The organism is Stenotrophomonas sp. RIT309 (assembly GCF_000632045.1).
GTDB lineage: Bacteria > Pseudomonadota > Gammaproteobacteria > Xanthomonadales > Xanthomonadaceae > Stenotrophomonas > Stenotrophomonas indicatrix.
Map to the genome: position 1 here is coordinate 37,205 of NZ_JFYS01000017.1, position 24,590 is coordinate 61,794.

The window sequence follows — 24,590 nt, forward strand, 5'->3', positions numbered from 1 at the left end:
ACCATGAGTACGATCCGCAGCATCCATGCCCGTGAAATCCTCGACAGCCGTGGCAACCCCACGCTGGAAGCCGAAGTCACCCTGGAGGACGGTTCGTTCGGTCGCGCCGCGGTTCCCTCCGGCGCATCGACCGGCACCAAGGAAGCGGTGGAGCTGCGTGACGGCGACAAGACCCGTTACCTCGGCAAGGGCGTGCGCAAGGCCGTCGACAACGTCAACGGCGCCATCGCCAACGCACTGAAGGGCTTCGAGGCTACCGACCAGGCCGGCCTGGACCGTCGCCTGATCGATCTGGATGGCACCGAGAACAAGGGCCGCCTGGGTGCCAACGCACTGCTGGGTGTTTCCATGGCCGCCGCGCACGCCGCCGCTGCCTCCAGCAAGCAGGCACTGTGGCAGTACCTTGCCGGCAAGACCGGCGCGACCCCGTCGCTGCCGGTGCCGATGATGAACATCATCAACGGCGGCGCGCACGCCGACAACAACGTCGATTTCCAGGAGTTCATGGTGCTGCCGGTCGGCTTCACCTCGTTCTCCGAAGCGCTGCGTGCCGGTACCGAAATCTTCCATTCGCTGAAGTCGGTGCTGAAGGGCCACGGCCTGAGCACGGCGGTGGGCGACGAAGGCGGCTTCGCGCCGGACTTCCGCAGCAACGTCGAAGCGCTGGACACCATCCTCGAAGCCATCGGCAAGGCCGGCTACACAGCCGGTGAAGACGTGCTGCTGGGCCTGGACGTGGCCTCCAGCGAATTCTTCGAGAACGGCAAGTACAACCTGGTCGGCGAGAACAAGCGACTGACCTCCGAGCAGTTCGTCGACTTCCTGGCTGACTGGGCCGCGCAGTACCCGATCATCACCATCGAAGACGGCCTGGCCGAGAACGACTGGGCGGGCTGGAAGCTGCTGACCGATCGCATCGGCAAGAAGGTGCAGCTGGTCGGCGACGATCTGTTCGTCACCAATCCGAAGATCTTCCAGGAAGGCATCGATTCGGGCACCGCCAACGCGATCCTGATCAAGGTCAACCAGATCGGTACCCTCAGCGAAACGCTGGAAGCGATCGCCATGGCCGACCGTGCCGGTTACGCCGCCGTGGTCTCGCACCGTTCGGGTGAAACCGAGGACACCACCATCGCCGACATTGCGGTGGCGACCACCGCCACCCAGATCAAGACCGGCTCGCTGTGCCGCAGCGATCGCGTGGCCAAGTACAACCAGCTGCTGCGCATCGAGGAAGCCCTCGGTGCCGGCGCGCGTTACGCTGGTCGTGACGCGTTCGTGTCGCTGAAGCGCTGAGCCGATGCGCGACTGGCGCTGGCTGCTGTTGTTGCTGGCCCTGCTGCTGGCATGGCTGCAGTACCGTTTCTGGTTCGGCCCGGGCAATTCGGGTGAAGTGATGATGCTCGAAGCCCAGGTCGCCAACCAGGAGCGGGACAATGACGGTCTGCAGCAGCGCAACGATGCGCTTGCTGCCGAAGTGAAGGACCTCAAGGAAGGCCAGTCCGCCATCGAAGAACGCGCGCGCAGCGAGCTGGGCATGATCAAGCCCGGCGAGAAGTTCTATCGCGTCGTGGAAGATGCACCGACGCGTCCGGCGCAGCCTGCGCCGGTTGCGGCCCCGGCCGGTGACCATCCGGCGGACGTGCCATGAGCGCGGCGATCTGGGTGGTTGTTCCGGCCGCAGGGCGCGGCACGCGTTTTGGTGCGCCGTTGCCCAAGCAGTACCTGCAGGCGGGCGGGCAGACCCTGCTCGCCCACACCCTGGACGCACTGCTGGCACACCCGGCCGTGGCCGGGGCGATGGTGGTGATCGGTGCGGACGATGCCGATTGGCCGGGCTGGAGCGAATGGGCCGGCAAACCGGTGCTGACCTGCACCGGTGGCGCCACCCGCGCCGCCTCGGTGCTGGCGGGGCTGCAGGCCCTGCCGGACAGCGTGCGTGCCGATGAATTCGTGCTGGTGCACGACGCGGCGCGTCCGAACCTGTCGCAGGCCGATCTTGGCCGCCTGCTGGAAGTGGGCCGCACCGATCCGGTCGGCGCCATCCTGGCCGCGCCGGTACGCGACACGCTCAAGCGTGCTGGTGATGATGGTGGCATCGACGGCACCGAGCCACGTGAGCGCCTGTGGCGCGCACTGACGCCGCAGCTGTTCCGCCGCCACCAGCTGATCCGCGCACTGTCCGAGGCCGCTGCCGCCGGTGTCGATGTGACCGACGATGCCATGGCCATGGAGCGCCAGGGCCAGCGCCCGCTGCTGGTGGAAGGCAGCGAGGACAACTTCAAGGTCACCACGCCGGCCGATCTCGATCGTTTCGAATTCGTACTCTCCCGCCGCGCCGGCTGACCGCCCGCGCGGCCCTGCTGCAAGGGCTGCATCCATGAGCACCTCCCCGTTCCCGCCCGTCCGTATCGGCCAGGGCTACGACGTCCATGCCTTCGGTGAAGGCGACCACATCATGCTCGGTGGCATCGCGGTGCCGCACAGCTGCGGCGTGCTCGCGCACAGCGACGGCGACGTCATCCTGCACGCGTTGTGCGACGCCATGCTCGGTGCGATCGCGCTGGGCGACATCGGCCAGCACTTCCCGCCCACTGACGACCGCTGGAAGGGCGCGGACAGCAGCGAATTCGTGCGCCATTGCGATGGCCTGCTGCGCGAGCGCGGCTGGCGTGTCGGCAACACCGACATCACCGTGATCTGCGAACGGCCCAAGGTCGGCCCGCATGCGCTGGCCATGCGCGAGCGCATCGGTGAACTGTTGCAGCTGCCGTTGGATGCGGTGAGCGTCAAGGCCACCACGTCCGAGAAGCTGGGCTTCACCGGCCGTGGCGAAGGCATCGCTGCGCAGGCGGTCGTGCTGCTGGTGGCCGCATGATCCCGTTGCCGCTCGCGTTCGGTGCACCGCTGCTGCAGGCGCGCATCCGCACCACGCCGGAAGATTTCCAGGTCGATGAGCTGCCCGCTTTCGAAGCGACCGGTGAAGGCGAGCATCTGTTGCTGCATATCCGCAAGCGTGGCGCCAATACGGTGCACGTGGCCAAGGTACTGGCCAAGTGGGCAGGCCTGCCGGAAATGGCGGTCAGCTATGCCGGCATGAAGGACCGCAACGCGGTCACCACCCAGCGTTTCAGCGTACATCTGCCCAAGCGCGTCGCGCCCGATCTGGCCGAGCTGGCCAGTGACGAGATCGAGGTGATCGACTCCACCTGGCACAACCGCAAGCTGCAGCGCGGTGCGTTGGCGGGCAACCGCTTCAGGCTGGTGCTGCGCGATGTGCAGGGTGACGCGGCGGCAATCGACGAGCGCCTGCAGCAGATCGCCGCGCGTGGCCTGCCGAACTGGTTCGGCGAGCAGCGCTTCGGTCGCGATGGCGGCAACGTTCCCGCTGCGTTGGCGATGTTCGGTGGCCGGCGCATGCGCAAGGACCAGCGTTCGCTGCTGTTGTCGGCGGCGCGTTCGGCCTTGTTCAACCGCGTGCTCGCTGCACGCGTGGAGCAGGGCAGCTGGGACCAGCCGCTGCAGGGCGAAGTGTGGATGCTTGATGGCAGCCGCAGCGTGTTCGGCCCCGAGCCCTACAGCGACGTGCTGGCCGAGCGCCTGGCACGTTTCGACATCCACCCCAGTGCTCCGTTGTGGGGTGAGGGTGAGCTGCGCAGCAGCGACGCCGCCCGTGAGCTGGAACTGGCAGCGCTGGATGATGACGAATCAAAGGCGCTGCGCGCCGGCCTGGAAGAGGCGCGGCTGAAGCAGGAGCGGCGCGCGCTGCGGCTGCGTCCAGCGCTGCTGCAGCACCAGTGGCTGGCCGCTGACGTACTGGAGTTGTCCTTTGCGCTGCCGCCAGGCTGCTATGCCACCGCGGTCCTGCACGAGCTCGGCCCGGTCGAGGACGCGTCGCAGGCCTGACGGAAATGGTGGCGGAGGCGAAGAGCATCCACGCATGCCGTGGATCCACCTTCCTCCGCCCGCCACAGTAGATCCACGCCATGCGTGGACGGGCCGTCAGTAGATCCACGCCATGCGTGGATGAATCCCACCGGCAGAACGTCAGCGCCGCGCCAGCAGCACCAGCATGGCACCGGTCCCGCCTTGTCCGGTCGGGGCGGAATGGAACGCCAGCACGTCGTTGCGCAGGCGCAGCAGGCGGTCCACCAGGTTCTTCAGCACCGGCGCACTGCCATCGGACTGCAGGCCCTTGCCGTGGATGATGCGCACGCAGCCGTACTCGTGGGCGTGCGCCTCCAGCAGGAACTGGCGCAGCATCATCTCGGCCTGCGCGGCGGTGGCGCCGTGCAGGTCCAGTTCGTCCTGCACCGAGTACTGTCCGCGCTTCAAGCGCTGGAACAGGCGTGGCGGCAGGTTGTCGCGCCGGTAGCTGGCAACGTCGCCCGCTTCCAGCGGGGCGTTGTCGCGCAGCAGCCGGGCGAACTCACCGGCGGCTTCTGCGTCGTCGCGCTCGGCCATGCGCGCACGCGGCCTCGGCCGCGGCGCAGCAGGCGCGGGCTCCACTTCCTTGCGCAGCGGCGTCACTTCGCCGATGGCGGCACGGAACAATGCAGCCGGATCTTCGTCTTCAGGGTGCGACATGCGCACAGGGTAAACCGCCTGCGCGGGTCTGCCTATGACCGTTGGATGTCGGCCGTGACCGCAGACAGGGTAGGACCCAGCGCCCGCTTGCGGCACAATAGTCAGCGCACTTGCGGAGCTGCCGCCTCCCTGGAGGAGACGGGCCGGCTTCGCCCACGTTGCAAGGTGACGGGATCGAATTCTTGGAAAATCAAGCGGTTAAATCGAAGATGCGCATCCTGGTCAGCAATGATGACGGTGTCGACGCGGCGGGCATCCGGATGCTTGCATCCGTGCTGCGCGAGGCCGGGCACGAAGTCACGGTGGTCGCACCGGACCGCGATCGCTCCGGCGCCAGCAATTCGCTGACCCTGGATCTGCCGATCCGGCTCAAGCGCATCGACCACTACACCGTGTCGGTGGCCGGCACGCCCACCGACTGCGTGCACCTTGCGCTGACCGGCCTGCTCGAATTCGAGCCTGACATTGTCGTGTCCGGTATCAACAATGCCGCCAACCTCGGCGACGACGTGATCTATTCCGGCACCGTCTCGGCGGCGATGGAAGGACGTTTCCTCGGCCTGCCTGCAGTGGCGGTGTCGCTGGTGACCCGTAACCACGACCCCAAGCATTTCGAGACGGCGGCGCGTGCCGCAGTGGAGATCGTTGCCCGCCTCAAGGCCGATCCGCTGCCGGCCGACACCATCCTCAACGTCAATGTGCCGGACCTGCCGTGGAGCGAGGTCAAGGGCTTCGAAGTCACCCGCCTGGGCAACCGTCATCGCGCCGAAGGCTGCATCGCGCAGAAAGACCCGCGCGGCAACGAGGTGTACTGGATCGGTCCGGCCGGCCGCGAGCAGGACTCCGGCCCGGGCACCGATTTCCATGCGGTGCGCACCGGCTACATTTCGATCACCCCGATCCAGGTTGACCTGACCCGCTATCAGGCACTGGAAAAGGTCGCCAGCTGGGTCGGCGGCCTCAGCGCCGCGCTGGACCGGCCGGCATGAGCCCACGCCTGCGCCTGCAGCCGGAAGCAGTCGGCATCGGCATGACATCGCAGCGCGTGCGCGACCGCCTGGTCGACCGCCTGCGCGAAGCCGGCATCGTCGACGAGTCGACGCTGAACGCGATCCGGGTGGTGCCGCGCCATCTGTTCATCGATGAGGCCCTGGCCTCGCGCGCATATGAAGACACCGCGCTGCCGATCGGCCACGGCCAGACCATTTCCCAGCCGTGGGTAGTGGCGCGGATGACCGAGGCCGTGCTGCAGGTGGCGCCGAAGAAGGTGCTCGAAGTGGGTACCGGCTCGGGCTATCAGGCCGCCGTGCTCGGCGCGCTGGGGCTGGAGGTCTATACCGTCGAGCGCATCGGTGACCTGCTGCGGCAGGCGCGCAAGCGGTTCCGCGCGCTGGGCATGAACATCCGCACCAAGCACGACGACGGCCGCGTGGGCTGGGCCGAGCATGGCCCGTTCGACGCCATCGTGGTTACCGCCGCCGCACCGGCACTGGTCGATGCGCTGGTCGAGCAGCTGGCTGCAGGTGGCCGCCTGGTCGCCCCGGTCGGTGGCGCCGGCGCACAGTCGCTGGTGCAGCTCGACCGCAAGGATGACGGCAGCATCGAACAACGCGTGCTGGCGCCGGTCACCTTCGTGCCGCTGCTGTCTGGCATGCTCGATTGAATCCACGGAGCAGGGTTGCATGAAGATTTTCGGGCCGCTGTACGAGCGGGCGATGAAGTGGGCCGCGCATGAGCGCGCGCCGACCTATCTGATGGTGCTGAGCTTTTTCGAAGCCATCATCTTCCCGGTGATGCCGGAAGTGATGCTGGCGCCGATGTGCGTGGCCCAGCCCAAGCGCGGCTGGTGGTTCGCCACCCTCAGCCTGGCCGGCTCGATGGTCGGCGCGCTGATCGGCTACGCGCTGGGCCACTATGCATTCGAAGCGGTCAAGCCGGTGTTCGAGGCGCTGGGCATGCTGCCGGCGATCGAGCAGGGCATCGCTACCGTGCAGGCGAAGATGGTGGAGTCGCCCTGGGCGGTGTTCACCTTCCTGGTGCTGGGCGGCTTCATGCCGATTCCGATGAAGGTCTTCACGTGGGCATCGGGTATCGTCGGCGTGCCGATGCCGCAGTACCTGTTGAGCATGTTGATCGGTCGTGGCAAGCGCGTGTTCGTGCTGGCTGCGGTCATCCGTATCGGTGGTGCGCGCGCGGAAGCTGCGCTGCGCCGATGGATTGAACCGCTGGGCTGGATCGCCACCGCGTTGGTGGTGGTGCTGATCGCCTGGCTTGTATGGAGGTCGAAGTTCGCATGAGTGCAGATCGTCTGAGCAAGGGAGTGCGCATCGGCGCGCTGGCGTTGCTGGTATCCACCCTGGCCGCCTGTGGCACCGCCACCGTGGTCCGGCCCAGTGGCGGCGGCAGCAGTGGCGTCAGCACGCCGAAGACGTCGGTGCCCAAGCCGGGGCAGACGGTGGTCGTGCGCAAGGGCGACACCATCTATGCGCTGGCCCGCATCCACGACATCACGCCGGCCGACCTGATCGCCTGGAACAACCTGGACAACCCGTCGACCATTTACCCGGGGCAGGTGATCCGCCTGTATCCGGCCGGTTCCGGTGGCGGTCGTGCGCCGACCACCGTGGTCACCGCGCCGCGTCCGGCTGGCAGCACGTCTGGCGGCAGTACCGCGCCGACGCCGGGTCCGGCCGGTCCGGTCAAGAGCAACATCGCCTGGCGCTGGCCGGCCGATGGCGCAGTCGTGGGCCGCTACGTGGCCGGCGATGCAACCAAGCAGGGCGTGGACATCGCCGGCACCAGCGGCGCGCCGGTGAAGGCCACGGCCAATGGCGTGGTGGTGTATTCCGGCGCCGGCCTGGTCGGCTATGGCGAGCTGATCATCATCAAGCACAGCGACCAGTGGCTGTCGGCCTATGGCCACAACCGCAAGCGCCTGGTCAATGAAGGGCAGAGCGTGAAGGCCGGCGAGCAGATCGCCGAGATGGGCCGTACCGGCGCCAACCGGGACATGCTGCACTTCGAGATCCGCTACAACGGCAAGCCGGTTGACCCGCAGCAATATCTGCCGGCGAAGTAACCGGCCGCTCTTTCTCCGGGCGGATCCCCGGCCCGGCGCAGCGCGCCGGGCGTTCGCCAAGGGCGCGTCCCATGGGCCGCAAGCGCCCTCGGCTCACCCGCTACAACGGCAAGCCGGTCGACCCGCAGCAATATCTGCCGGCGCGCTAGCGCGGGCAGATACGCGGGTAGCGCCGGGCCATGCCCGGCGGCTGTACGCCGCAATGGAGCGCTGCCCGAGCATGGGCTCGGACGCTCACAGATGCCGCGATTGCCTTGCGCCTGTAGAGCCGCGCCGTGCTCGGCTGCCTTTCGACCCGCAACAGTATCTGCCGGCGCGCTAGCGCGGGCAGATACGGGTAGCGCCGGGCCATGCCCGGCGGCTGTACGCCGCAATGCAGCACTGCCCGAGCATGGGCTCGGACGCTTACATATGCGCAACGTGTGTTTCAGGTGGCGCCGGGCCATGCCCGGCGACCTCGGGCCTCAGCCTTCCAGGATGAAGGCGGCCGCCACCTTGCGGCCTTCGCCGGCAAGGATGTTGAAGGTACGTGCGGCAGCCGGATTGTTCATCACTTCCAGTCCGATACCGCGCGACAGGCAGGCGGCCATGACAACCGCCGGCGGGAACGCCTGGCGCTCTCCGGTGCCGAGCAGTATCAACGCCGGCTTCAGTGCCAGGATCGGCTCCAGGTCAGCCACCTGCAGCGCCGCGACATCGGTCACCGGCCACTGTTCGACCAGCTGGTCCGGGGTCAGGAAGAAGCTGTTGCCCAGAACGCGATCATTCACCCGTGCCGAGCGACCGTCAGCGGCGCGCAGGCTGTAGGCGTAGTCGGGCAGTTCGTGGTTCAGCTGCATGGCAGGGTCCGATCAGCCGCGCGGCAGCACGATCTGGCGGTGTTCCTTGCTCGGGCGATACAGCACGGCCACATGGCCGATACGCTGCACCAGCGCACTGTCGGTGGCCTGCACGATTTCGCCGATCATCACGTCGCGGGCGTCACGGTCTTCGGCGGCAACCTTCACCTTGACCAGTTCGTGGCGTTCCAGCACTTCGTTCAGCTCGGTCAGGAAGGCCGGAGTGACGCCCTTGCCGCCGGTCTGCAGCAGGGCCTTCAGGTCGTGGGCTTGGCCGCGCAGGAAACGGGTCTGGGAAGGGGTCAAGGCAGTGGGCATGCAGAAAACACGGTTGAATGGGACGATCAGGGTATCATGGCGACCCCATCAGCCCCTATTTCCAATGGCTACCCGCAGCAAAAGCAGCCAGCGCTGGCTCAAGGAACACTTCTCCGATCCCTTCGTGAAGAAGGCCCAGGCCGAAGGCATGCGCTCCCGTGCGGCCTACAAGCTTGAAGAACTGCTCGAACGTGACCGGCTGCTGAAGCCGCACATGGTGGTGGTCGACCTCGGCGCGGCCCCAGGTGGCTGGTCTCAGCAGGTGCGGAGACAGATCGGCGATACAGGCCGCGTGCTGGCCCTGGACATCCTGGACATGCCGCCGCTGGCCGGCGTGGAGTTCCTTCACGGTGACTTCAGGGAAGAAACCGTCCTATCGCAGTTTGAAGCCATGCTCGGGGATCAGCCGGTAGACCTTGTGCTGTCGGACATGGCCCCCAATAAGAGTGGTGTGGACGCGGTCGACCAGCCGCGGATGATGCACCTGGCGGAGCTGGCCATGGATTTTGCCGACAACCACCTCAAGACTGGTGGGGCGTTCCTGATCAAGCTGTTCCAGGGCGAAGGCTTTGACGACTACGTGCGCGACATGCGCCGCCGGTACGACAAGGTCTCCATCCGCAAGCCGGAAGCCTCGCGCAAGCGCTCTCCCGAGGTGTATGCCTTGGGTCAGGGAAAACGCGCCCACATGAAGTAAGCTCGACCCCGTAAGTTCGACCCCAACGCAACGCCAGCACTAAGAGGAACACCGGAGCCAATGAGGATGAACGACTTGACCAAGAACCTCCTGCTATGGGTGGTCGTCGCCGTCGTGCTGATGGTGGTCTTCCAGAGCTTCTCGCCCAAGACCTCGGGGGCCGGGGCGCAGGGCGCTTCGTACTCGCAGTTCCTGGACCAGGTGGACACCGGCAACGTGCAGAAGGTCGCCTTCGGCGGCGATACGCGCGGCGGTACCAGCCAGATCACCTACACCACCCGTGGTGGACAGTCGTCCACCATCACCGCACCGTTCGATCGCGACCTGATCAACGTGCTGCGCACCAAGAACGTCGAGATCGTGCAGGAAGAGCCGTCCAGCGGCATCTCCCTCGGCGCGATCCTGATGAATTTCCTGCCGGTCATCCTGATCATCGGCTTCTGGCTGTTCATCATGCGGCAGATGCAGGGCGGTGGCGGCGGTGCCAAGGGCGCGATGTCCTTCGGCAAGTCGCGCGCCAAGCTGCAGGGCGAAGACCAGATCAAGGTCACCTTCGCCGATGTTGCCGGTTGCGACGAGGCCAAGGAAGAAGTCGGCGAACTGGTCGATTTCCTGCGTGACCCGTCCAAGTTCACCAAGCTCGGCGGCAAGATCCCGCGCGGCGTGCTGATGGTCGGCCCTCCGGGTACCGGCAAGACGCTGCTGGCCAAGGCCATCGCCGGCGAAGCCAAGGTGCCGTTCTTCTCGATCTCCGGTTCGGACTTCGTGGAAATGTTCGTCGGCGTCGGCGCCAGCCGAGTGCGCGACATGTTCGAGCAGGCCAAGAAGCACGCGCCGTGCATCATCTTCATCGATGAAATCGACGCCGTCGGTCGCCACCGTGGTGCCGGCCTGGGCGGCGGTCATGACGAGCGCGAGCAGACCCTGAACCAGCTGCTGGTCGAGATGGACGGTTTCGAAGGCGGCGAAGGCGTGATCGTGATCGCCGCCACCAACCGTCCTGACGTGCTGGACCCGGCGCTGTTGCGTCCGGGCCGCTTCGACCGCCAGGTGGTGGTCGGTCTGCCGGACGTGAAGGGCCGCGAGCACATCCTCAAGGTGCACATGCGCAAGCTGCCGCTGGCCGACGACGTCGTGCCGATGGTGATCGCGCGTGGTACCCCGGGCTTCTCCGGTGCCGACCTGGCCAACCTCTGTAACGAGGCCGCCCTGTTCGCCGCCCGTGGCAACGAGAAGGAGGTCCGCATGGACCACTTCGATCGTGCCCGCGACAAGATCCTGATGGGTGCCGAGCGCCGCTCGATGGCCATGAGCGAGGAGGAGAAGACCCTCACCGCCTACCATGAAGCCGGCCATGCCATCGTTGGCCGCCTGGTGCCGGAACATGACCCGGTCTACAAGGTCACGATCATTCCGCGCGGCCGTGCGCTGGGCGTGACCATGTACCTGCCGGAAGGCGACAAGTACTCGATGAACCGCGTGGCGATCCAGTCGCAGCTGTGCTCGCTGTACGGTGGCCGCGTGGCGGAAGAACTGATCTTCGGTACCGACAAGGTCACCACCGGTGCGTCCAATGACATCGAGCGTGCCACCAAGATGGCCCGCAACATGGTCACCAAGTGGGGCCTGTCCGAGCAGCTCGGCCCGATCGCCTATGGCGAAGAGGACGATGAGGTGTTCCTGGGTCGTTCGGTGACCCAGCACAAGAGCGTGTCCAACGACACTGCCCGTCGCATCGACGAGGAAGTGCGCAACATCCTCGACAAGGCGTACGCCCGCACCACCGAGCTGCTGACCGAGAACATCGACAAGCTGCATACGATGTCGCAGCTGCTGCTGCAGTACGAAACCATCGATGCGCCGCAGATCGACGCGATCATGGAAGGTCGTGACCCGCCGCCGCCGATGGGCTGGAACAAGTCCAACAAGGATGGCGGCAACAACGACAAGGGCGGCGACGCCCGTCCGTTGCCGCCGATCGCCGGTCCGGCCGAATCGATCTGACGGCCTGCCGTACGCAATGCAAGACGAGGCCGGGGCAACCCGGCCTTGTTGTTTCCGGGCCCCGGCCCATCCGATCCTGACAGCCCGCTGGAGTCCGCATGTCCGCCCCCAAGCCTGAACCGATTTCCCACACCGCCGAGATGGTGATCGCCACCGTAGTCGGCGTCGCTGTCGGCCTGACCGTGGACAATCTGCTGCTGGGCTGTGGCGTGGGTATCGCGGTGGGTATCCTGCTGAGCATCATCAAGACGCTGTACGTGGACCGGAAGCGTCGCCGGCAGCGGTGAGGTTTGCCGGCAGGGCGGCGCCCCGCCTCCGACAATTTCCCGCTGCTGCTGGTAGGTGTCGACCTTGGTCGACACGGTAGATCCACGCCATGCGTGGATGCTCTTCGTTCAATTGTCGAGATATTCGATTCCGATGGAGATTCATCCACGCATGGCGTGGATCTCCTGGCCACCGGGAAACTGTCGAAGGCGGGGTGGGCCCGATTGCGGAGGCGTGAGCCGCATGGATGTGGCGACCGAGCTTGCATGGACGTACTTGCAGCGCCCCCCCGCAACCGGACCGACCCCGCCATCCCACAGAATGCTGCGGTTGCTTTTGCTGTTGGGGTTGCCGGCCAGCGGCCGGCACTACCGCCTCTGCGGGTGCAGGGCGCAGCCCTGCCGCCTTAAACTAACCTTCGTTGCCCGCAGGATCTGCCATGTTCGACATCTCGCCCCAGCTCGATTGCGCCGGCCGCATCCTGCGCCTGGACCGTGCCCGGGTCATGGGTATCGTCAACGTCACCCCGGATTCGTTCTCCGATGGTGGTGCCCATGACACCACCGAGGCGGCGGTCGCGCATGGCCTGCAGCTGGTGGAGGAGGGCGCCGACCTGCTCGACATCGGCGGCGAATCGACCCGTCCGGGCGCGGCGCCGGTGTCGATCGACGAGGAACTGCGTCGTGTCGTGCCGGTCATCGAGCAGCTGGCAGCGCGCACGGCGGTGCCGATCAGCATCGATACCTTCAAGCCGGAGGTGATGCGTGCCGCGGTTGCTGCAGGCGCCGGGATGATCAACGACATCTTCGGCCTGCGCCAGGACGGTGCGCTGCACGCGGCGGCGGACGCGGGCGTGCCGGTGGTGCTGATGCACATGCAGGGCGAACCGGGTCACATGCAGACTGACCCGCAGTACGACGATGTGGTCGCCGAGGTCCATGGCTTCCTGGTGCAGCGGCTGTTCGCCGCGGAGATGGCCGGCATCGCCAAGAAGAATCTGGTGATCGACCTCGGCTTTGGCTTCGGCAAGACCACGGCGCACAACATGACGCTGCTGGCCCGTTCGGAGCGTTTCCTTGAACTGGGCGTGCCGATGCTGGCCGGGCTGTCGCGCAAGCGCAGCCTGGGCGAGCTGACCGGTCGTCAGTCGCCGGCAGAGCGTGTCGCTGCGTCGGTGGCCGCACACCTGATCGCCGTGCAGCGCGGCGCCCGTATCGTGCGCGTGCACGATGTGGCAGCGACGGTCGATGCATTGAAGGTCTGGCAGGCGGTCGAGGCGGTACCTGCCGAGCGGGCGGACGCCAAGCCGACCCTCCGCTGGCCGGACGAAGACTGATGGCAGTGGATCAGCGGCCGCTGGCGATCGCCGTGATGGGGCCGACCGCCAGCGGCAAGACCGCCACCGCGATCGCGCTGGCGCAGCAGCTGGACGGTGAAATCGTCAGTGTCGATTCGGCGCTGGTCTATCGCGGCCTGGATATCGGTTCGGCCAAGCCGGATGCGGCCGAGCGCGCACAGGCACCGCACCACCTGCTGGACCTGCGCGATCCCTGGCAGACCTATTCCGCCGCCGAGTTCGCCGCCGACGCCGCCCGCGTGGTGGCCGACATCGTCGCCCGTGGCAAGACTCCGATCCTGGCCGGCGGCACGGGCCTGTACTTCCGGGCGCTGTTGCAGGGTCTGTCGCCGATGCCGGAGGCCGACCCGGCGATGCGTGCCGTGCTGAGCGCCGAGGCCGCCGAGCGAGGCTGGGCGGCGCTGCACGCCGAACTGGCCGCGGTTGACCCCGCCGCCGCAGCACGCATCCATGCCACCGACCCGCAACGCATCCAGCGGGCGCTGGAGGTCTACCGGCTGACCGGCACGCCGATCAGTGAATGGCAGCGCCGCCCCGGGGTGGCCCCGTTGCCGGTGCGCACGTTGAAGCTGATTCTGGCGCCGCGCGACCGCGCCGTCCTGCACCAGCGCATCGAGGCCCGCTTCGACGCCATGCTCGCGCAGGGCTTCCTCGACGAAGTGCGCGCCCTGCGTGCATTGCCGGAAATGCGGGCGGTGGCCGCACCGCTGGACCTGCCCGCCGTCCGCGCGGTGGGGTATCGCCAGGCCTGGGAGTACCTGGACGGGGACGGGGACGCGGCCCGCTTCCGGGACAAGTCCATTTTCGCCACCCGGCAACTGGCCAAGCGCCAGCTTACCTGGCTGCGCGGCGAGCTTGATGCGCGCTGGTTCGACCCCCATATGGATGGGGAGCGCCTCGCAGGCGCGGTGTCGACCTTCGTTGCACGCTGAACCGACGCTGGCCGTGTACCATCATGGGCCGGCAAGCGGCTCGGGGGCCGCGGCAACCGCCGGCTACCAATAAGAACAATAATCAGGAGTGTGCAATGTCCAAGGGGCAATCGCTGCAGGATCCTTTCTTGAATGCACTGCGGCGCGAGCGCGTGCCGGTTTCGGTGTACCTGGTCAACGGCATCAAGCTGCAGGGCACGATCGAATCGTTCGATCAGTTCGTGGTCCTGCTGCGCAACACCGTCAGCCAGATGGTCTACAAGCACGCCATTTCCACCGTGGTGCCGGCGCGCAACGTCAAGGTCGGCCCGGGTGGTGGGTACGTGCAATCAGGTGAGGATGGTCAGGCGGGTGATGAAGCAGACGAATGATGTTGGAGCGGTGAATGTTTGACCGCTCGAAAAAGGGCGAACACGCCCTGTTGATCCAGCCGCATTTCGGCAAGCTGGAAGACGATGTGCTGGAAGAATTCGGTGATCTGGCCCGCTCGGCCGGGGCCAGCATCGCGGTGACCATCACCGCGCGGCTGGATCGCCCCAACCCGTCGACCCTGATCGGCAGCGGCAAGCTGGATGAGATCAAGGCCGCCGCCGAAGCCACCGGCGCAGACCTGATCCTGGTCAACCACGCGTTGAGCCCGGGCCAGGAGCGCAATCTGGAGCGTTTCCTCGAGCGCCGGGTGATCGACCGTACCGGTCTGATCCTGGACATCTTTGCCCAGCGTGCGCGCAGCCATGAAGGCAAACTGCAGGTCGAGCTGGCCCAGCTGCGCCATATGTCGACACGGCTGGTGCGCGGCTGGACCCATCTGGAGCGCCAGCGTGGCGGTTCGATCGGCCTGCGCGGCCCGGGTGAAACCCAGCTGGAAACCGATCGTCGCCTGCTGCAGAAGCGGGTTGAACAGCTGCAGAAGCGGCTGGAAAAAGTCGAAGTACAGCGCACCCAGATGCGTCGTGCGCGTGTGCGCAGCGAACTGCCGCGCGTCGCCCTGGTGGGCTACACCAATGCCGGCAAATCGACCTTGTTCAATGCGATGACCGGCGCCGAGGCCTATGCGGCCGACCAGTTGTTCGCCACCCTGGATCCGACCGTACGCCGGATCGCCGTGCCCGGTGGCAACGTCGTGCTGGCCGATACGGTTGGTTTCGTACGCGACCTGCCGCATGACCTGGTGGCGGCCTTCCGCTCGACCCTGTCTGAAGCGCGGGAAGCGGATTTCCTGCTGCACCTTGTCGATGCCGCCGATCCGCACCGCGAGGAGCGCATCGCCCAGGTCGACGAAGTGCTGACCGCCGTCGGTGCCGGCGACCTGCCGCAGTTGCTGGTGTTCAACAAGATCGACCGCATCGAGGGTGCCGACGTGCGCCACGACGGCCAAGACGGCGTGCCGGATGAATCGCGGCGTGAGCGGGTGTGGATTTCCGCACGCGACGGGCAGGGCATCGAGCTGTTGCAGGCCGTACTCGGCAAGCGGTTGGGTCTGCAGCACGTCACCGGCGAGTTGCGCCTGCCACCCAGTGCCGGCCGCCTTCGCGCTCGCCTGCACCAATTGGAAGTGGTGCGCAGTGAAGAGGCTGATGAAGAAGGCTGGCTGTTGCAGGTCGATCTTCCCATCGCCGAGGCCGAGAAGCTGGCGGCCAGCGCCGATGGCGAGCCGATCCGGGCCCTGCTGCCGGAGAAGCTGCCCGAATGGTGAGGTAGTGCCGGCCGTTGGCCGGCATGTCCTGCGGCCGCGACACCACCCTGCCATCTGCGGTACAACGTGCAGGTTCTTCACTTTTCAGCTACCCCGATGGCCTTCCCGACCGACGCCGAACTCAATGCCCAGGCCGCTGCGCTGGGCCAGCGCCTGCAGCAGGCTTCGCTGCAGCTGGTGACTGCTGAAAGCTGCAGCGGCGGCTGGATCGCCAAGTGCATGACCGACATCGCCGGATCCTCGGCGTTCTTCGACTGCGGCATGGTGGTTTACAGCTACGAAGCCAAGCAGCGCCTGCTCGGCGTGCGCGCGCAGACGCTGGAGCAGTTCGGTGCGGTCAGCCGCGAAGCCGTGCTGGAGATGGTGTCCGGGGCGCTGGTCAATTCCGGTGCCGGCATCGCGGTGGCGGTGACCGGTATCGCAGGGCCGGGCGGTGGCAGCCCGGACAAGCCGGTCGGCAGTGTCTGGATCGGCTGGAAGCGCCGTGGCGGCTATGCCCGGGCCGAACTGTTCCAGTTCGATGGTGACCGTGAAGCCATCCGCCGGCAGACCGTAGCGGCGGCATTGCACGGCATCGACGCCCAGCTGTGACATGCTGCTCCGGCAATCAACCGGAGTAGGCAACGATGTGGGAGACGCTGGGCACCGTCCGTGACCTTGGCCGGCTGCAGGAAATTGCCGCCGTCCTGATCCGCTACGGCTTCGGCGACGTCGTGCGGCGCATCGGCCTGGCCACGGTACTGGAACGTGCCGGCCGCCTGCTGCACTGGAACGAGGAGCGGCAGGAAATGCTGCGGATGACCGCGCCGGTGCGCGTGCGCAGCGCCCTGCAGGATCTCGGGCCGACGTTCGTGAAGCTGGGCCAGGTGCTCGCCACCCGCGTCGACCTGCTGCCGCCGGACTGGATCGCCGAACTCTCCGAGTTGCAGAACGCGGTCCCGGCATTGCCCTACGAGAAGATCCGCGAACAGCTCGAGGCCGATCTCGGTGCACCGCCGTCGCAGGTGTTTGCCTTCCTTGATGAAACCCCGATGGCGGCCGCTTCCTTGGCCCAGGCCCATCGGGCGCGGTTGCGTGATGGCCGCGAAGTGGTGCTGAAGGTGCGCCGCCCTGGTATCCGTGACGTGGTTGAAGCCGATCTGCGCCTGCTGGCACGGCTGGCCGAGATCGTTGAGGCACGGCTGCCGGATCTGCGCCGCTACCGACCCGCCGAGGTGGTGCAGCAGTTCACCGTGTCGCTGCGCCGCGAGCTGGATTTTGCCGCGGAGTGCCGCAACGCCGAGCGCATCGCGCGCAACTTCGAGGGCCGTGACGACATCCTGATTCCGGCGGTGCACTGGCAATGGACCTGCGAAAGCCTGAATGTCCAGGATTTCGTCGACGGCATTGCCGGACGTGATCTGGCCGGTGTCGATGCGGCCGGCATCGACCGCCGTGAACTGGCCCGGCGTGGCGCCGACATCGTATTGAAGATGGTGCTGGAGGACGGCAGTTTCCATGCCGATCCGCACCCGGGCAACATCATCTACCTGCGCGACGGCCGCATCGGCGTGATCGATTTCGGCATGGTCGGCGCGTTGTCGGAGGTGCGTCGCTTCCAGGTCGCGCAGCTGCTGCATGGTCTGGTTGAACAGGATCCGCAGGGCGTGGCCGATGTGTTGCTGGACTGGGCCGGCGGCGTGGAAGTGGACGAGAACCGGTTGCAGCATGACATCAGCCTGTTCGTTGACCAGTACCGCGGCGTGCCGCTGAAGGACCTGCGCATCGGCCTGATGCTGGGCGACATCACCCAGCTGCTGCGCAGCTACAACCTGACCCTGCCGGCGGATCTGGCACTGATGATCAAGGCCTTCCTGACGCTGGAGGGCATGGGCCGCCAGCTCGACCCGGATTTCGACATGGCCAGCGCCGCGCGCCCCTTCCTGGAGCGGGTGGTACTGCAGCGCTATGCGCCGCGGGCGCTGTTCAAGCGTGGCCGACGCAGCCTGCTCGGCATGATCGACTTCGCCGGTGAGTTGCCGCGGGACCTGCGCAAGCTGGTCCAGGCGGCGCGCCGTGGCCGGCTGCAGCTGAAGGTCGAGACCAACGCGCTGCAGGGCTTCGGCGACCAGGTCAACCGCGCCGCGAACCGCTTGGTGATGGGGATCGTCACGGCAGCCTTGATCATCGGCTCCTCGATCGTGATGCACAGCGTAGGAGGCGTTTCCAGCCGTTGGCTGCTGGCGCTGGGCGTATGTGGTTTCATCGGCGCAGGGTTCTGCGGGGTGTGGATCCTGTTCTCGATCTGGAGAAGCGGCAAGCACACGTAGTGTGCTTGCCGCAGCGGTTCCCGCCGGGAACCGCTGCATCGCGCAGCGATTCCTGTAGCGCCGACCGCGGGTCGGCCGCTTTCGCCTCTGCCGCCCCCAATCAGCCACGCCGCATTCCCGCTCGCGCCGGGCCATGCCCGGCGGCTTTCGCTCCTGCCGGAATCGCCCTCGGCACTTGCAGTCCTGGGTGTTAGTAGTAATACTACTAACCATGGACCTGACCGACACCCAGCAGGCGATCCTGCAGTTGATCGCCGAGCGTATCGAGAGCGAAGGCGCACCCCCTTCGCAGACTGAAATCGCGCGTGCCTTCGGCTTCAAGGGCGTACGCGCAGCGCAGTATCACCTGGAGGCGCTGGAGCAGGCCGGGGCGATCCGTCGCGTGCCGGGCCAGGCCCGCGGCATCCGTCTGGTGCAGGCACCGCCGGTGGAGAAGCTGGCCGAGCCGGGCCTGCCCGACAGCGTCCTGCGTCTGCCGATCCTGGGTCGGGTTGCTGCGGGTCTGCCGATCGGCGCCGACATCGGCTCGGATGATTTCGTGGTGCTGGACCGGGTGTTCTTCTCGCCGGCACCGGACTACCTGCTGAAAGTGCAGGGCGATTCGATGATCGACGAAGGCATCTTCGATGGCGACCTGATCGGTGTGCACCGCACCCGCGATGCCCATTCCGGGCAGATCGTGGTGGCCCGCATCGATGACGAGATCACCGTCAAGCTGCTGAAGATCGCCAAGGATCGCATCCGCCTGCTGCCGCGCAATCCCGATTACAAGCCGATTGATGTGCTTCCGGACCAGGATTTCTCGATCGAGGGCCTGTACTGCGGGCTGCTGCGACCGAACCGTTGACGATTCATCCTGCAATTCCCGCGGTCTTTTGTGGCGATTCTCTGGTTCTGCTGAGGTTGGTACGGATGTCCGATAATTTTTTTCCGAACGCCGGGCAGAATCTCAGCCTGTGCGATACGCCAGCCTTAAAGTGAACCCATGGCCAAGAAGACTTCCAAAGACAGCACCTCCAACGACGTGACCTCTGCAAGGACCAATCCGATGGACGAGAACAAGAAGCGCGCCCTCGCTGCAGCTCTGGGCCAGATCGAAAAGCAGTTCGGCAAGGGCTCGGTGATGCGCATGGGCGACCGCGTGGTCGAGCCCGTCGAGGCGATCCCGACCGGTTCTCTGATGCTGGATATCGCATTGGGCATTGGTGGCCTGCCCAAGGGCCGCGTGGTGGAAATCTACGGTCCGGAATCCTCCGGCAAGACCACGTTGACCCTGCAGGCCATCGCCGAGTGCCAGAAGCTGGGTGGCACCGCCGCCTTCATCGATGCCGAACACGCGCTGGACCCGATCTACGCAGGCAAGCTGGGCGTCAATGTCGACGATCTGCTGCTGTCGCAGCCGGATACCGGTGAGCAGGCGCTTGAAATCGCCGACATGCTGGTGCGCTCAGGTTCGGTGGACATCCTGGTGGTCGACTCGGTCGCCGCGTTGACTCCCAAGGCTGAAATCGAAGGTGAGATGGGCGACCAGTTGCCGGGTCTGCAGGCGCGTCTGATGAGCCAGGCGCTGCGCAAGCTGACCGGCAACATCAAGCGCTCGAACACCCTGGTGGTGTTCATCAACCAGCTGCGCATGAAGATCGGCGTGATGATGCCGGGCCAGAGCCCGGAAGTGACCACCGGCGGCAACGCGCTGAAGTTCTATGCCTCGGTGCGCCTGGACATCCGCCGTATCGGCGCGATCAAGAAGGGCGACGAGATCATCGGCAACCAGACCAAGATCAAGGTCGTCAAGAACAAGCTGGCGCCCCCGTTCAAGCAGGTCATCACCGAGATCCTGTACGGCGAAGGCATCAGCCGCGAAGGCGAGCTGATCGATATGGGTGTCGAAGCCAAGCTGGTCGAGAAGGCCGGTGCCTGGTACAGCTACGGTGAAGAGCGCATCGGCCAGGGCAAGGACAACGCCCGTGGCTATCTGCGCGACAACCCGCAGGTTGCCGCCAAGCTTGAGGCTGAGCTGCGCGAGAAGTTCCAGCCGACCGAAGCCGTCCGTGAGGAAGGCGAAGACGAAGGCGACGACGAGTAAAGGCTTGCTGTGGGGCAGGGCGGCGCCGTCAGTGACGTCGCCCTGTCCTGCAGATTCGGTTTCCCCGACGGGGGACGCGCCAGGGACGGCGCATTTGATTGAAGGCGAGAATGAACGATTCCGACGCCCCGGCACCCGGCCGTAAGCGCCGCGTGCGCGAACAGACGCCTGTCCAGCGCGCCCTGGGCCTGCTGGTCCGTCGTGAGCACTCGCGCAAGGAGCTGACCCGCAAGCTGACGTCCCGGGGCATCGAGGACGAGGCCGCGCAGGCGGCGGTCGACAAGCTGACCGAGGCAGGTTGGCAGGACGACACCCGGTTTGCCGAGAATCTGGTGCGCATGCGCGCCAATACGGGTTATGGCCCCATCCATGTACGTGCCGAGCTGGGAACCCACGGGCTGGACAGCGAGCAGATTACTGCTGCGATGGATACCTTCGAGGGCGACTGGACGGAGAATGCCCGGGATCTGGTCCGTCGCCGCTTTGGTGAGGCCGGTCCGCAGGACCTCGCGCAGCGCCGCAAGGCCGCCGATCTGCTGGCCCGCCGGGGCTTCGATGGCGACAGCATCCGCCGCGCGACCCGCTACGATCCGGACGACTGAGACTGATGGCGCCGGGCCTGATACCCTTTGGGGTTTCGGCGGTCCGTTCGACCCTGGCCACTGCGGCCGGCGGCACGGGCCCCGGCCCGCAGACTGCCAGCCCCCATGAACGCATCCGCCAAATTCACGACATCCCAGATCCGCAGCGACTTCCTTGAATTCTTCAAGGGCAAAGGCCACACCATCGTGCCGTCGGCGCCGCTGGTGCCGGGCAACGATCCGACCCTGCTGTTCACCAACTCCGGCATGGTGCAGTTCAAGGACGTGTTCCTGGGCGCGGAAAAGCGCAGCTACGTGCGCGCGGCCGACGTCCAGCGCTGCCTGCGTGCCGGTGGCAAGCACAACGATCTCGACCAGGTGGGCTACACCGCCCGCCATCACACCTTCTTCGAAATGCTGGGCAACTGGTCCTTCGGCGATTACTTCAAGAAGGATGCGATCGCCTGGGCCTGGGAGCTGCTGACCCAGGTCTGGAAGCTGCCCGCCGAGCGCCTGCTGGTCACGGTCTACCAGACCGATGACGAGGCCTACGCACTGTGGCGCGACATGATCGGCATTCCGGAAGACCGGATCGTCCGCATCGGCGACAACAAGGGCGCGCCGTTCGCCTCGGACAACTTCTGGCAGATGGCCGATACCGGTCCGTGCGGTCCGTGCACCGAGATCTTCTACGATCACGGTGACCATATCGCCGGTGGCCCGCCGGGCTCGCCGGACGAGGACGGTGACCGTTTCATCGAGATCTGGAACCTGGTCTTCATGCAGTTCGATCGCCAGCAGGACGGCACGCTGATGCCGCTGCCGGCACCGTGCGTGGACACCGGCATGGGCCTGGAACGCCTGGCCGCGATCCTGCAGCACGTGCATACCAACTACGAGATCGACCTGTTCCAGGCGCTGATCCGCAAGGCATCGGAGCTGACCGGAACCGCTGATCTGGAAAACAAGTCGCTGCGCGTGATCGCCGACCACATCCGCGCCTGTTCGTTCCTGATCGTCGATGGCGTGCTGCCGTCCAACGAAGGCCGCGGCTACGTGCTGCGCCGGATCATCCGCCGCGCACTGCGACACGGCTGGATGCTGGGCGTGCGCCAGCCGTTCTTCAGCAAGCTGGTGCCGACCCTGGTCGAGCAGATGGGCGAGGCCTACCCGGAACTGCCGGCACAGGCCGATACCGTGGTGCGTGCCCTGCAGGCAGAAGAAGAGCGTTTCGCCGAGACGCTGGACTCGGGCATGAAGATCTTCGACGACGTTGCGGCCAAGGTCAGCAATGGCGTGATCCCGGGCGCGGACGCGTTCCGCCTGTACGACACCTACGGCTTCCCGCTCGACCTGACCCAGGACATCGCCCGCGAGCGTGACTTGACCGTGGACATTGACGGCTTCAACGCCGCGATGGAGACGCAGCGCGAGACCGCGCGTGCCGCCGGCAAGTTCGGCGGTGGCGTGACGCTGTCGGCCGATCTGGTCGCCACGCTCAAGCCGACTGTCTTCCTGGGCTATGACCGCCTGCAGGCCGACGGCCTCGGCGTGGTGGCGATCCTCAAGGATGGCCGCCCGGTGGACGCTGCCCAGGCCGGTGACGAGGTCATCGTGCTGACCAACCAGACCCCGTTCTACGCCGAGTCCGGCGGCCAGGTCGGCGACACCGGCACCTTGTCCGCTGCCGGCGTACAGCTGCAGGTGAGCGATACGCAGAAGTTCGCGGGCCAGTTCCATGGCCACGTCGGCAAGCTCACCCAGGGCAGTTTGAAGATCGGTGACGTGCTGTCCGGCCAGGTCGATGGCGAGCGCCGTGGCGCCACCATCCTCAACCACTCGGCGACCCACCTGCTGCATGCTGCCCTGCGCGAAGTGCTTGGCACCCACGTGCAGCAGAAGGGCTCGCTGGTGGCGCCGGACCGCCTGCGCTTCGACTTCTCGCATTTCCAGCCGATCAGCGCCGAGGAACTGGCGATCATCGAGCGCAAGGTCAACCAGCAGGTGCGCGCCAACAACGCCGCCGAAGTGCACAACATGGGCATGCAGGAAGCGCTGGACTTCGGCGCGATGGCCCTGTTCGGCGAGAAGTACGGCGAGAACGTGCGCGTGCTGAAGATGGGCGACTACTCCACCGAGCTGTGTGGTGGCACCCACGTCAACCGGACCGGTGACATCGGTCTGTTCAAGATCACCTCCGAAGGCGGTGTCTCGGCCGGTGTGCGTCGTATCGAGGCCGTCACCGGCCAGGGCGCGCTGGACTACGTGGATGCCGAGGAGGCCCGTCTGGCCGAGGCCGCCGAGCTGCTGGGTGGCAGTGCTGCCGACGTGGTCGAAAAGATCCGTGCGCTGGGCCTGCGCCAGAAGCAGCTGGAGCGCGAGCTGGAGGCCGTGAAGGCCAAGGTAGCCGCCGGCGCCACCGCCGACCTGTCCGGCCAGGCCGTCGAGGTCGCCGGTGTGAAGGTTCTGGCTGTCCGCCTGGAAGGCTTCGACGCCAAGGCCCTGCGCGATGCCATGGACCGCCTGAAGCAGCAGCTGGGCGACGCGGTGATCGTGCTGGCCGGTGCCCAGGACGGCAAGGCGGCGCTGGTCGCGGGCGTGAACGGCAGTGCAATGGGCAAGGTCAAGGCCGGGGAACTGTTGTCCCATATCGCCGGTCAGATCGGGGGCAAGGGCGGCGGACGCCCGGACCTCGCCCAGGGTGGTGGCGAGGACGGGCCCGCCCTTGCTACCGCGCTGGCTGCGGTCGTCGAATGGGTCAGCCCCCGCCTGTGATGAATCCCTGCCGTCCCCCTCCTTGTAGGAGCGGGACGGCTGACGGTACCATTGCGAATCTTTTCCCTTTGTCGTGGGCGCGCTTCTTGACGGAGCGTCAAGCCGGTGGGGGATACCCTTCCACACGGTTCCATGGAGACTTAAAAAAATGTTGATCCTGACTCGCCGCGTCGGCGAAACCCTGATGATCGGTGACTCGGTGAGCGTCACCGTGCTTGGCGTCAAGGGTAACCAGGTGCGTATCGGCATCACTGCGCCGAAGGACGTCGCCGTGCATCGCGAAGAGATCTACCAGCGCATCCAGCGTGGTGACGAAGCCGGCAGCACCGGTGGTGAAAATTCTGCGGAATAAGGCTTTACCTTCGCGCGTGATTAACGTTATGATTCACGCCCCGCTGAGGTGCAACGCACCAGACGCGGAGAAAACCCCGGAGCGATGCCCGAGCGGCTGAAGGGGCTCCCCTGCTAAGGGAGTATAGGGTCAAAAGCTCTATCGAGGGTTCGAATCCCTCTCGCTCCGCCAGATGCAAAAGAACGCCCGCAGATCCTCGATCTGCGGGCGTTTTCTTTGTGCGTCGCGTTGACCTGCGGCCCACGATCGCGGTGCTAGGTTCGCACAATGACCGCCGAGCGGAGCACGTCGATGACCAGTGCGAACAAGGCCACCCTGCTGGCTGCGAATGCTGCGATTTCCGTATTGGATATCGAAGGGTTCCTGCAGCACTGCACCGATGACATCGAGTGGAACGCGATCGGTGACACGGTCATCAATGGCAAGGCGTCCCTTCGCCAATGGATGAAGGCGAACTACCGGGAACCTCCCGAGTTCACCGTGACCGAACTGGTGGCCGAAGATGACATGGTGGTGGCTGTGGGTACGATCGTGACCACGGATACTGACGGCGGGCGGACCACGCGTCTTTACAGCGACGTCTGGCGTTTCCGTGACGGCAGGATGGCTACGCTCCGGGCCTTTGTTGTCGACCCTCGGATCAGCTGCCTGATGCAACCAGCGCCAACCAAGGCCCGGCCAACGGGCCGCAGCTGGGTATGATCGACGCAC

Annotated in this window: 27 protein-coding genes and 1 tRNA gene; 25 read left to right on the forward strand and 3 right to left on the reverse strand. The window is 66.2% G+C overall.

The genetic code is table 11. The features are described from left to right. The first annotated feature begins 3 nt into the window (after positions 1 to 3). Genes eno through truD form a run of 5 tightly spaced genes read left to right on the forward strand, consistent with a single transcriptional unit; the run spans position 4 to position 3,906 of the window. Complete coding sequence (gene eno / locus BW38_RS09535; RefSeq protein WP_032976506.1) at positions 4 to 1,296, forward strand: phosphopyruvate hydratase; 1,293 nt, start codon at positions 4 to 6, stop codon at positions 1,294 to 1,296. Positions 1,297 to 1,300: 4 nt separating this feature from the next. Beyond that, positions 1,301 to 1,651 carry a cell division protein FtsB gene (gene ftsB, locus BW38_RS09530; RefSeq protein WP_025878900.1) on the forward strand — a complete coding sequence of 117 codons (351 nt, stop codon included), beginning with the start codon at positions 1,301 to 1,303 and terminating at the stop codon, positions 1,649 to 1,651. Then, a complete protein-coding gene (gene ispD / locus BW38_RS09525) occupies positions 1,648 to 2,346 on the forward strand; it encodes a 2-C-methyl-D-erythritol 4-phosphate cytidylyltransferase (RefSeq protein ID WP_032976507.1) in 699 nt (232 codons plus the stop codon). The genes ftsB and ispD overlap by 4 nt, the downstream gene beginning before the upstream one ends. Positions 2,347 to 2,380: 34 nt before the next feature. Beyond that, positions 2,381 to 2,878 (forward strand): 2-C-methyl-D-erythritol 2,4-cyclodiphosphate synthase, encoded by a 498-nt coding sequence (gene ispF, locus BW38_RS09520; RefSeq protein ID WP_025878902.1) that lies wholly within the window; start codon positions 2,381 to 2,383, stop codon positions 2,876 to 2,878. Beyond that, positions 2,875 to 3,906, forward strand: a complete 1,032-nt coding sequence (gene truD, locus BW38_RS09515; protein ID WP_032976508.1) for a tRNA pseudouridine(13) synthase TruD — start codon at positions 2,875 to 2,877, stop codon at positions 3,904 to 3,906. Before ispF ends, truD begins: the two co-directional genes overlap by 4 nt. Positions 3,907 to 4,047: 141 nt before the next feature. On the opposite strand, the gene BW38_RS09510 is transcribed toward truD, so the two are convergent. Then, positions 4,048 to 4,587 carry a Smr/MutS family protein gene (locus BW38_RS09510; RefSeq protein WP_032976509.1) on the reverse strand — a complete coding sequence of 180 codons (540 nt, stop codon included), beginning with the start codon at positions 4,585 to 4,587 and terminating at the stop codon, positions 4,048 to 4,050. Positions 4,588 to 4,796: 209 nt separating this feature from the next. Between BW38_RS09510 and surE the strand changes: the two genes are divergently transcribed. Genes surE through BW38_RS09490 form a run of 4 tightly spaced genes read left to right on the forward strand, consistent with a single transcriptional unit; the run spans position 4,797 to position 7,666 of the window. Continuing rightward, positions 4,797 to 5,576 carry a 5'/3'-nucleotidase SurE gene (gene surE, locus BW38_RS09505; protein WP_032976510.1) on the forward strand — a complete coding sequence of 260 codons (780 nt, stop codon included), beginning with the start codon at positions 4,797 to 4,799 and terminating at the stop codon, positions 5,574 to 5,576. After that, positions 5,573 to 6,250, forward strand: coding sequence for a protein-L-isoaspartate(D-aspartate) O-methyltransferase (locus BW38_RS09500; RefSeq protein WP_025878906.1), 678 nt, complete (start codon positions 5,573 to 5,575; stop codon positions 6,248 to 6,250). The genes surE and BW38_RS09500 overlap by 4 nt, the downstream gene beginning before the upstream one ends. A gap of 19 nt (positions 6,251 to 6,269) precedes the next feature. Continuing rightward, on the forward strand, positions 6,270 to 6,884 hold the full coding sequence (locus BW38_RS09495) for a DedA family protein (protein ID WP_025878907.1): 615 nt from the start codon (positions 6,270 to 6,272) through the stop codon (positions 6,882 to 6,884). Further along, entirely contained in the window at positions 6,881 to 7,666 is a 786-nt protein-coding gene (locus tag BW38_RS09490) for a peptidoglycan DD-metalloendopeptidase family protein (protein ID WP_032976511.1), read from the forward strand. Before BW38_RS09495 ends, BW38_RS09490 begins: the two co-directional genes overlap by 4 nt. Positions 7,667 to 8,130: 464 nt before the next feature. Here BW38_RS09490 and BW38_RS09485 read toward each other — a convergent pair whose 3' ends face one another. Together BW38_RS09485 and yhbY are read right to left on the reverse strand one after the other, a co-directional pair. Further along, entirely contained in the window at positions 8,131 to 8,505 is a 375-nt protein-coding gene (locus tag BW38_RS09485; RefSeq protein ID WP_032976512.1) for an Mth938-like domain-containing protein, read from the reverse strand. Positions 8,506 to 8,517: 12 nt separating this feature from the next. Next, positions 8,518 to 8,823 carry a ribosome assembly RNA-binding protein YhbY gene (gene yhbY / locus BW38_RS09480; protein ID WP_025878910.1) on the reverse strand — a complete coding sequence of 102 codons (306 nt, stop codon included), beginning with the start codon at positions 8,821 to 8,823 and terminating at the stop codon, positions 8,518 to 8,520. 64 nt (positions 8,824 to 8,887) lie between these two features. On the opposite strand from yhbY, the gene rlmE reads away from it, so the two are divergent. The 16 genes from rlmE (at position 8,888) to BW38_RS09400 (ending at position 24,581) form a co-directional block, all read left to right on the forward strand. Then, complete coding sequence (gene rlmE / locus BW38_RS09475) at positions 8,888 to 9,520, forward strand: 23S rRNA (uridine(2552)-2'-O)-methyltransferase RlmE (RefSeq protein ID WP_025878911.1); 633 nt, start codon at positions 8,888 to 8,890, stop codon at positions 9,518 to 9,520. Between the two features lie 66 nt (positions 9,521 to 9,586). Next, positions 9,587 to 11,524: an ATP-dependent zinc metalloprotease FtsH gene (gene ftsH, locus BW38_RS09470; RefSeq protein WP_025878912.1), complete on the forward strand. Its 1,938-nt coding sequence runs from the start codon at positions 9,587 to 9,589 to the stop codon at positions 11,522 to 11,524. Between the two features lie 98 nt (positions 11,525 to 11,622). Next, positions 11,623 to 11,811: a hypothetical protein gene (locus BW38_RS09465; protein WP_025878913.1), complete on the forward strand. Its 189-nt coding sequence runs from the start codon at positions 11,623 to 11,625 to the stop codon at positions 11,809 to 11,811. 419 nt (positions 11,812 to 12,230) lie between these two features. Continuing rightward, a complete protein-coding gene (gene folP, locus BW38_RS09460) occupies positions 12,231 to 13,127 on the forward strand; it encodes a dihydropteroate synthase (protein ID WP_032976513.1) in 897 nt (298 codons plus the stop codon). Then, positions 13,127 to 14,080: a tRNA (adenosine(37)-N6)-dimethylallyltransferase MiaA gene (miaA, locus tag BW38_RS09455; RefSeq protein ID WP_032976514.1), complete on the forward strand. Its 954-nt coding sequence runs from the start codon at positions 13,127 to 13,129 to the stop codon at positions 14,078 to 14,080. The genes folP and miaA overlap by 1 nt, the downstream gene beginning before the upstream one ends. Positions 14,081 to 14,175: 95 nt before the next feature. Beyond that, a complete protein-coding gene (gene hfq, locus BW38_RS09450; protein ID WP_025878916.1) occupies positions 14,176 to 14,451 on the forward strand; it encodes an RNA chaperone Hfq in 276 nt (91 codons plus the stop codon). A gap of 14 nt (positions 14,452 to 14,465) precedes the next feature. After that, complete coding sequence (gene hflX, locus BW38_RS09445; RefSeq protein WP_025878917.1) at positions 14,466 to 15,776, forward strand: ribosome rescue GTPase HflX; 1,311 nt, start codon at positions 14,466 to 14,468, stop codon at positions 15,774 to 15,776. A gap of 96 nt (positions 15,777 to 15,872) precedes the next feature. After that, a complete protein-coding gene (locus tag BW38_RS09440; protein ID WP_025878918.1) occupies positions 15,873 to 16,367 on the forward strand; it encodes a nicotinamide-nucleotide amidohydrolase family protein in 495 nt (164 codons plus the stop codon). A 35-nt stretch (positions 16,368 to 16,402) separates the two neighbouring features. Continuing rightward, positions 16,403 to 18,085 carry a 2-polyprenylphenol 6-hydroxylase gene (gene ubiB, locus BW38_RS09435; protein ID WP_032976515.1) on the forward strand — a complete coding sequence of 561 codons (1,683 nt, stop codon included), beginning with the start codon at positions 16,403 to 16,405 and terminating at the stop codon, positions 18,083 to 18,085. A 211-nt stretch (positions 18,086 to 18,296) separates the two neighbouring features. Further along, entirely contained in the window at positions 18,297 to 18,932 is a 636-nt protein-coding gene (lexA, locus tag BW38_RS09430) for a transcriptional repressor LexA (RefSeq protein ID WP_025878920.1), read from the forward strand. Between the two features lie 201 nt (positions 18,933 to 19,133). After that, on the forward strand, positions 19,134 to 20,171 hold the full coding sequence (recA, locus tag BW38_RS09425; RefSeq protein ID WP_025878921.1) for a recombinase RecA: 1,038 nt from the start codon (positions 19,134 to 19,136) through the stop codon (positions 20,169 to 20,171). Positions 20,172 to 20,281: 110 nt separating this feature from the next. Further along, positions 20,282 to 20,773 (forward strand): recombination regulator RecX, encoded by a 492-nt coding sequence (gene recX, locus BW38_RS09420; protein WP_025878922.1) that lies wholly within the window; start codon positions 20,282 to 20,284, stop codon positions 20,771 to 20,773. A gap of 105 nt (positions 20,774 to 20,878) precedes the next feature. After that, positions 20,879 to 23,527 carry an alanine--tRNA ligase gene (gene alaS / locus BW38_RS09415; protein ID WP_032976516.1) on the forward strand — a complete coding sequence of 883 codons (2,649 nt, stop codon included), beginning with the start codon at positions 20,879 to 20,881 and terminating at the stop codon, positions 23,525 to 23,527. Positions 23,528 to 23,675: 148 nt separating this feature from the next. Then, entirely contained in the window at positions 23,676 to 23,879 is a 204-nt protein-coding gene (csrA, locus tag BW38_RS09410) for a carbon storage regulator CsrA (RefSeq protein ID WP_025878924.1), read from the forward strand. A 78-nt stretch (positions 23,880 to 23,957) separates the two neighbouring features. Then, a tRNA-Ser gene (locus BW38_RS09405) sits at positions 23,958 to 24,050 on the forward strand. A 120-nt stretch (positions 24,051 to 24,170) separates the two neighbouring features. Then, positions 24,171 to 24,581: a nuclear transport factor 2 family protein gene (locus BW38_RS09400; protein WP_081794571.1), complete on the forward strand. Its 411-nt coding sequence runs from the start codon at positions 24,171 to 24,173 to the stop codon at positions 24,579 to 24,581. Positions 24,582 to 24,590 lie beyond the last annotated feature (9 nt).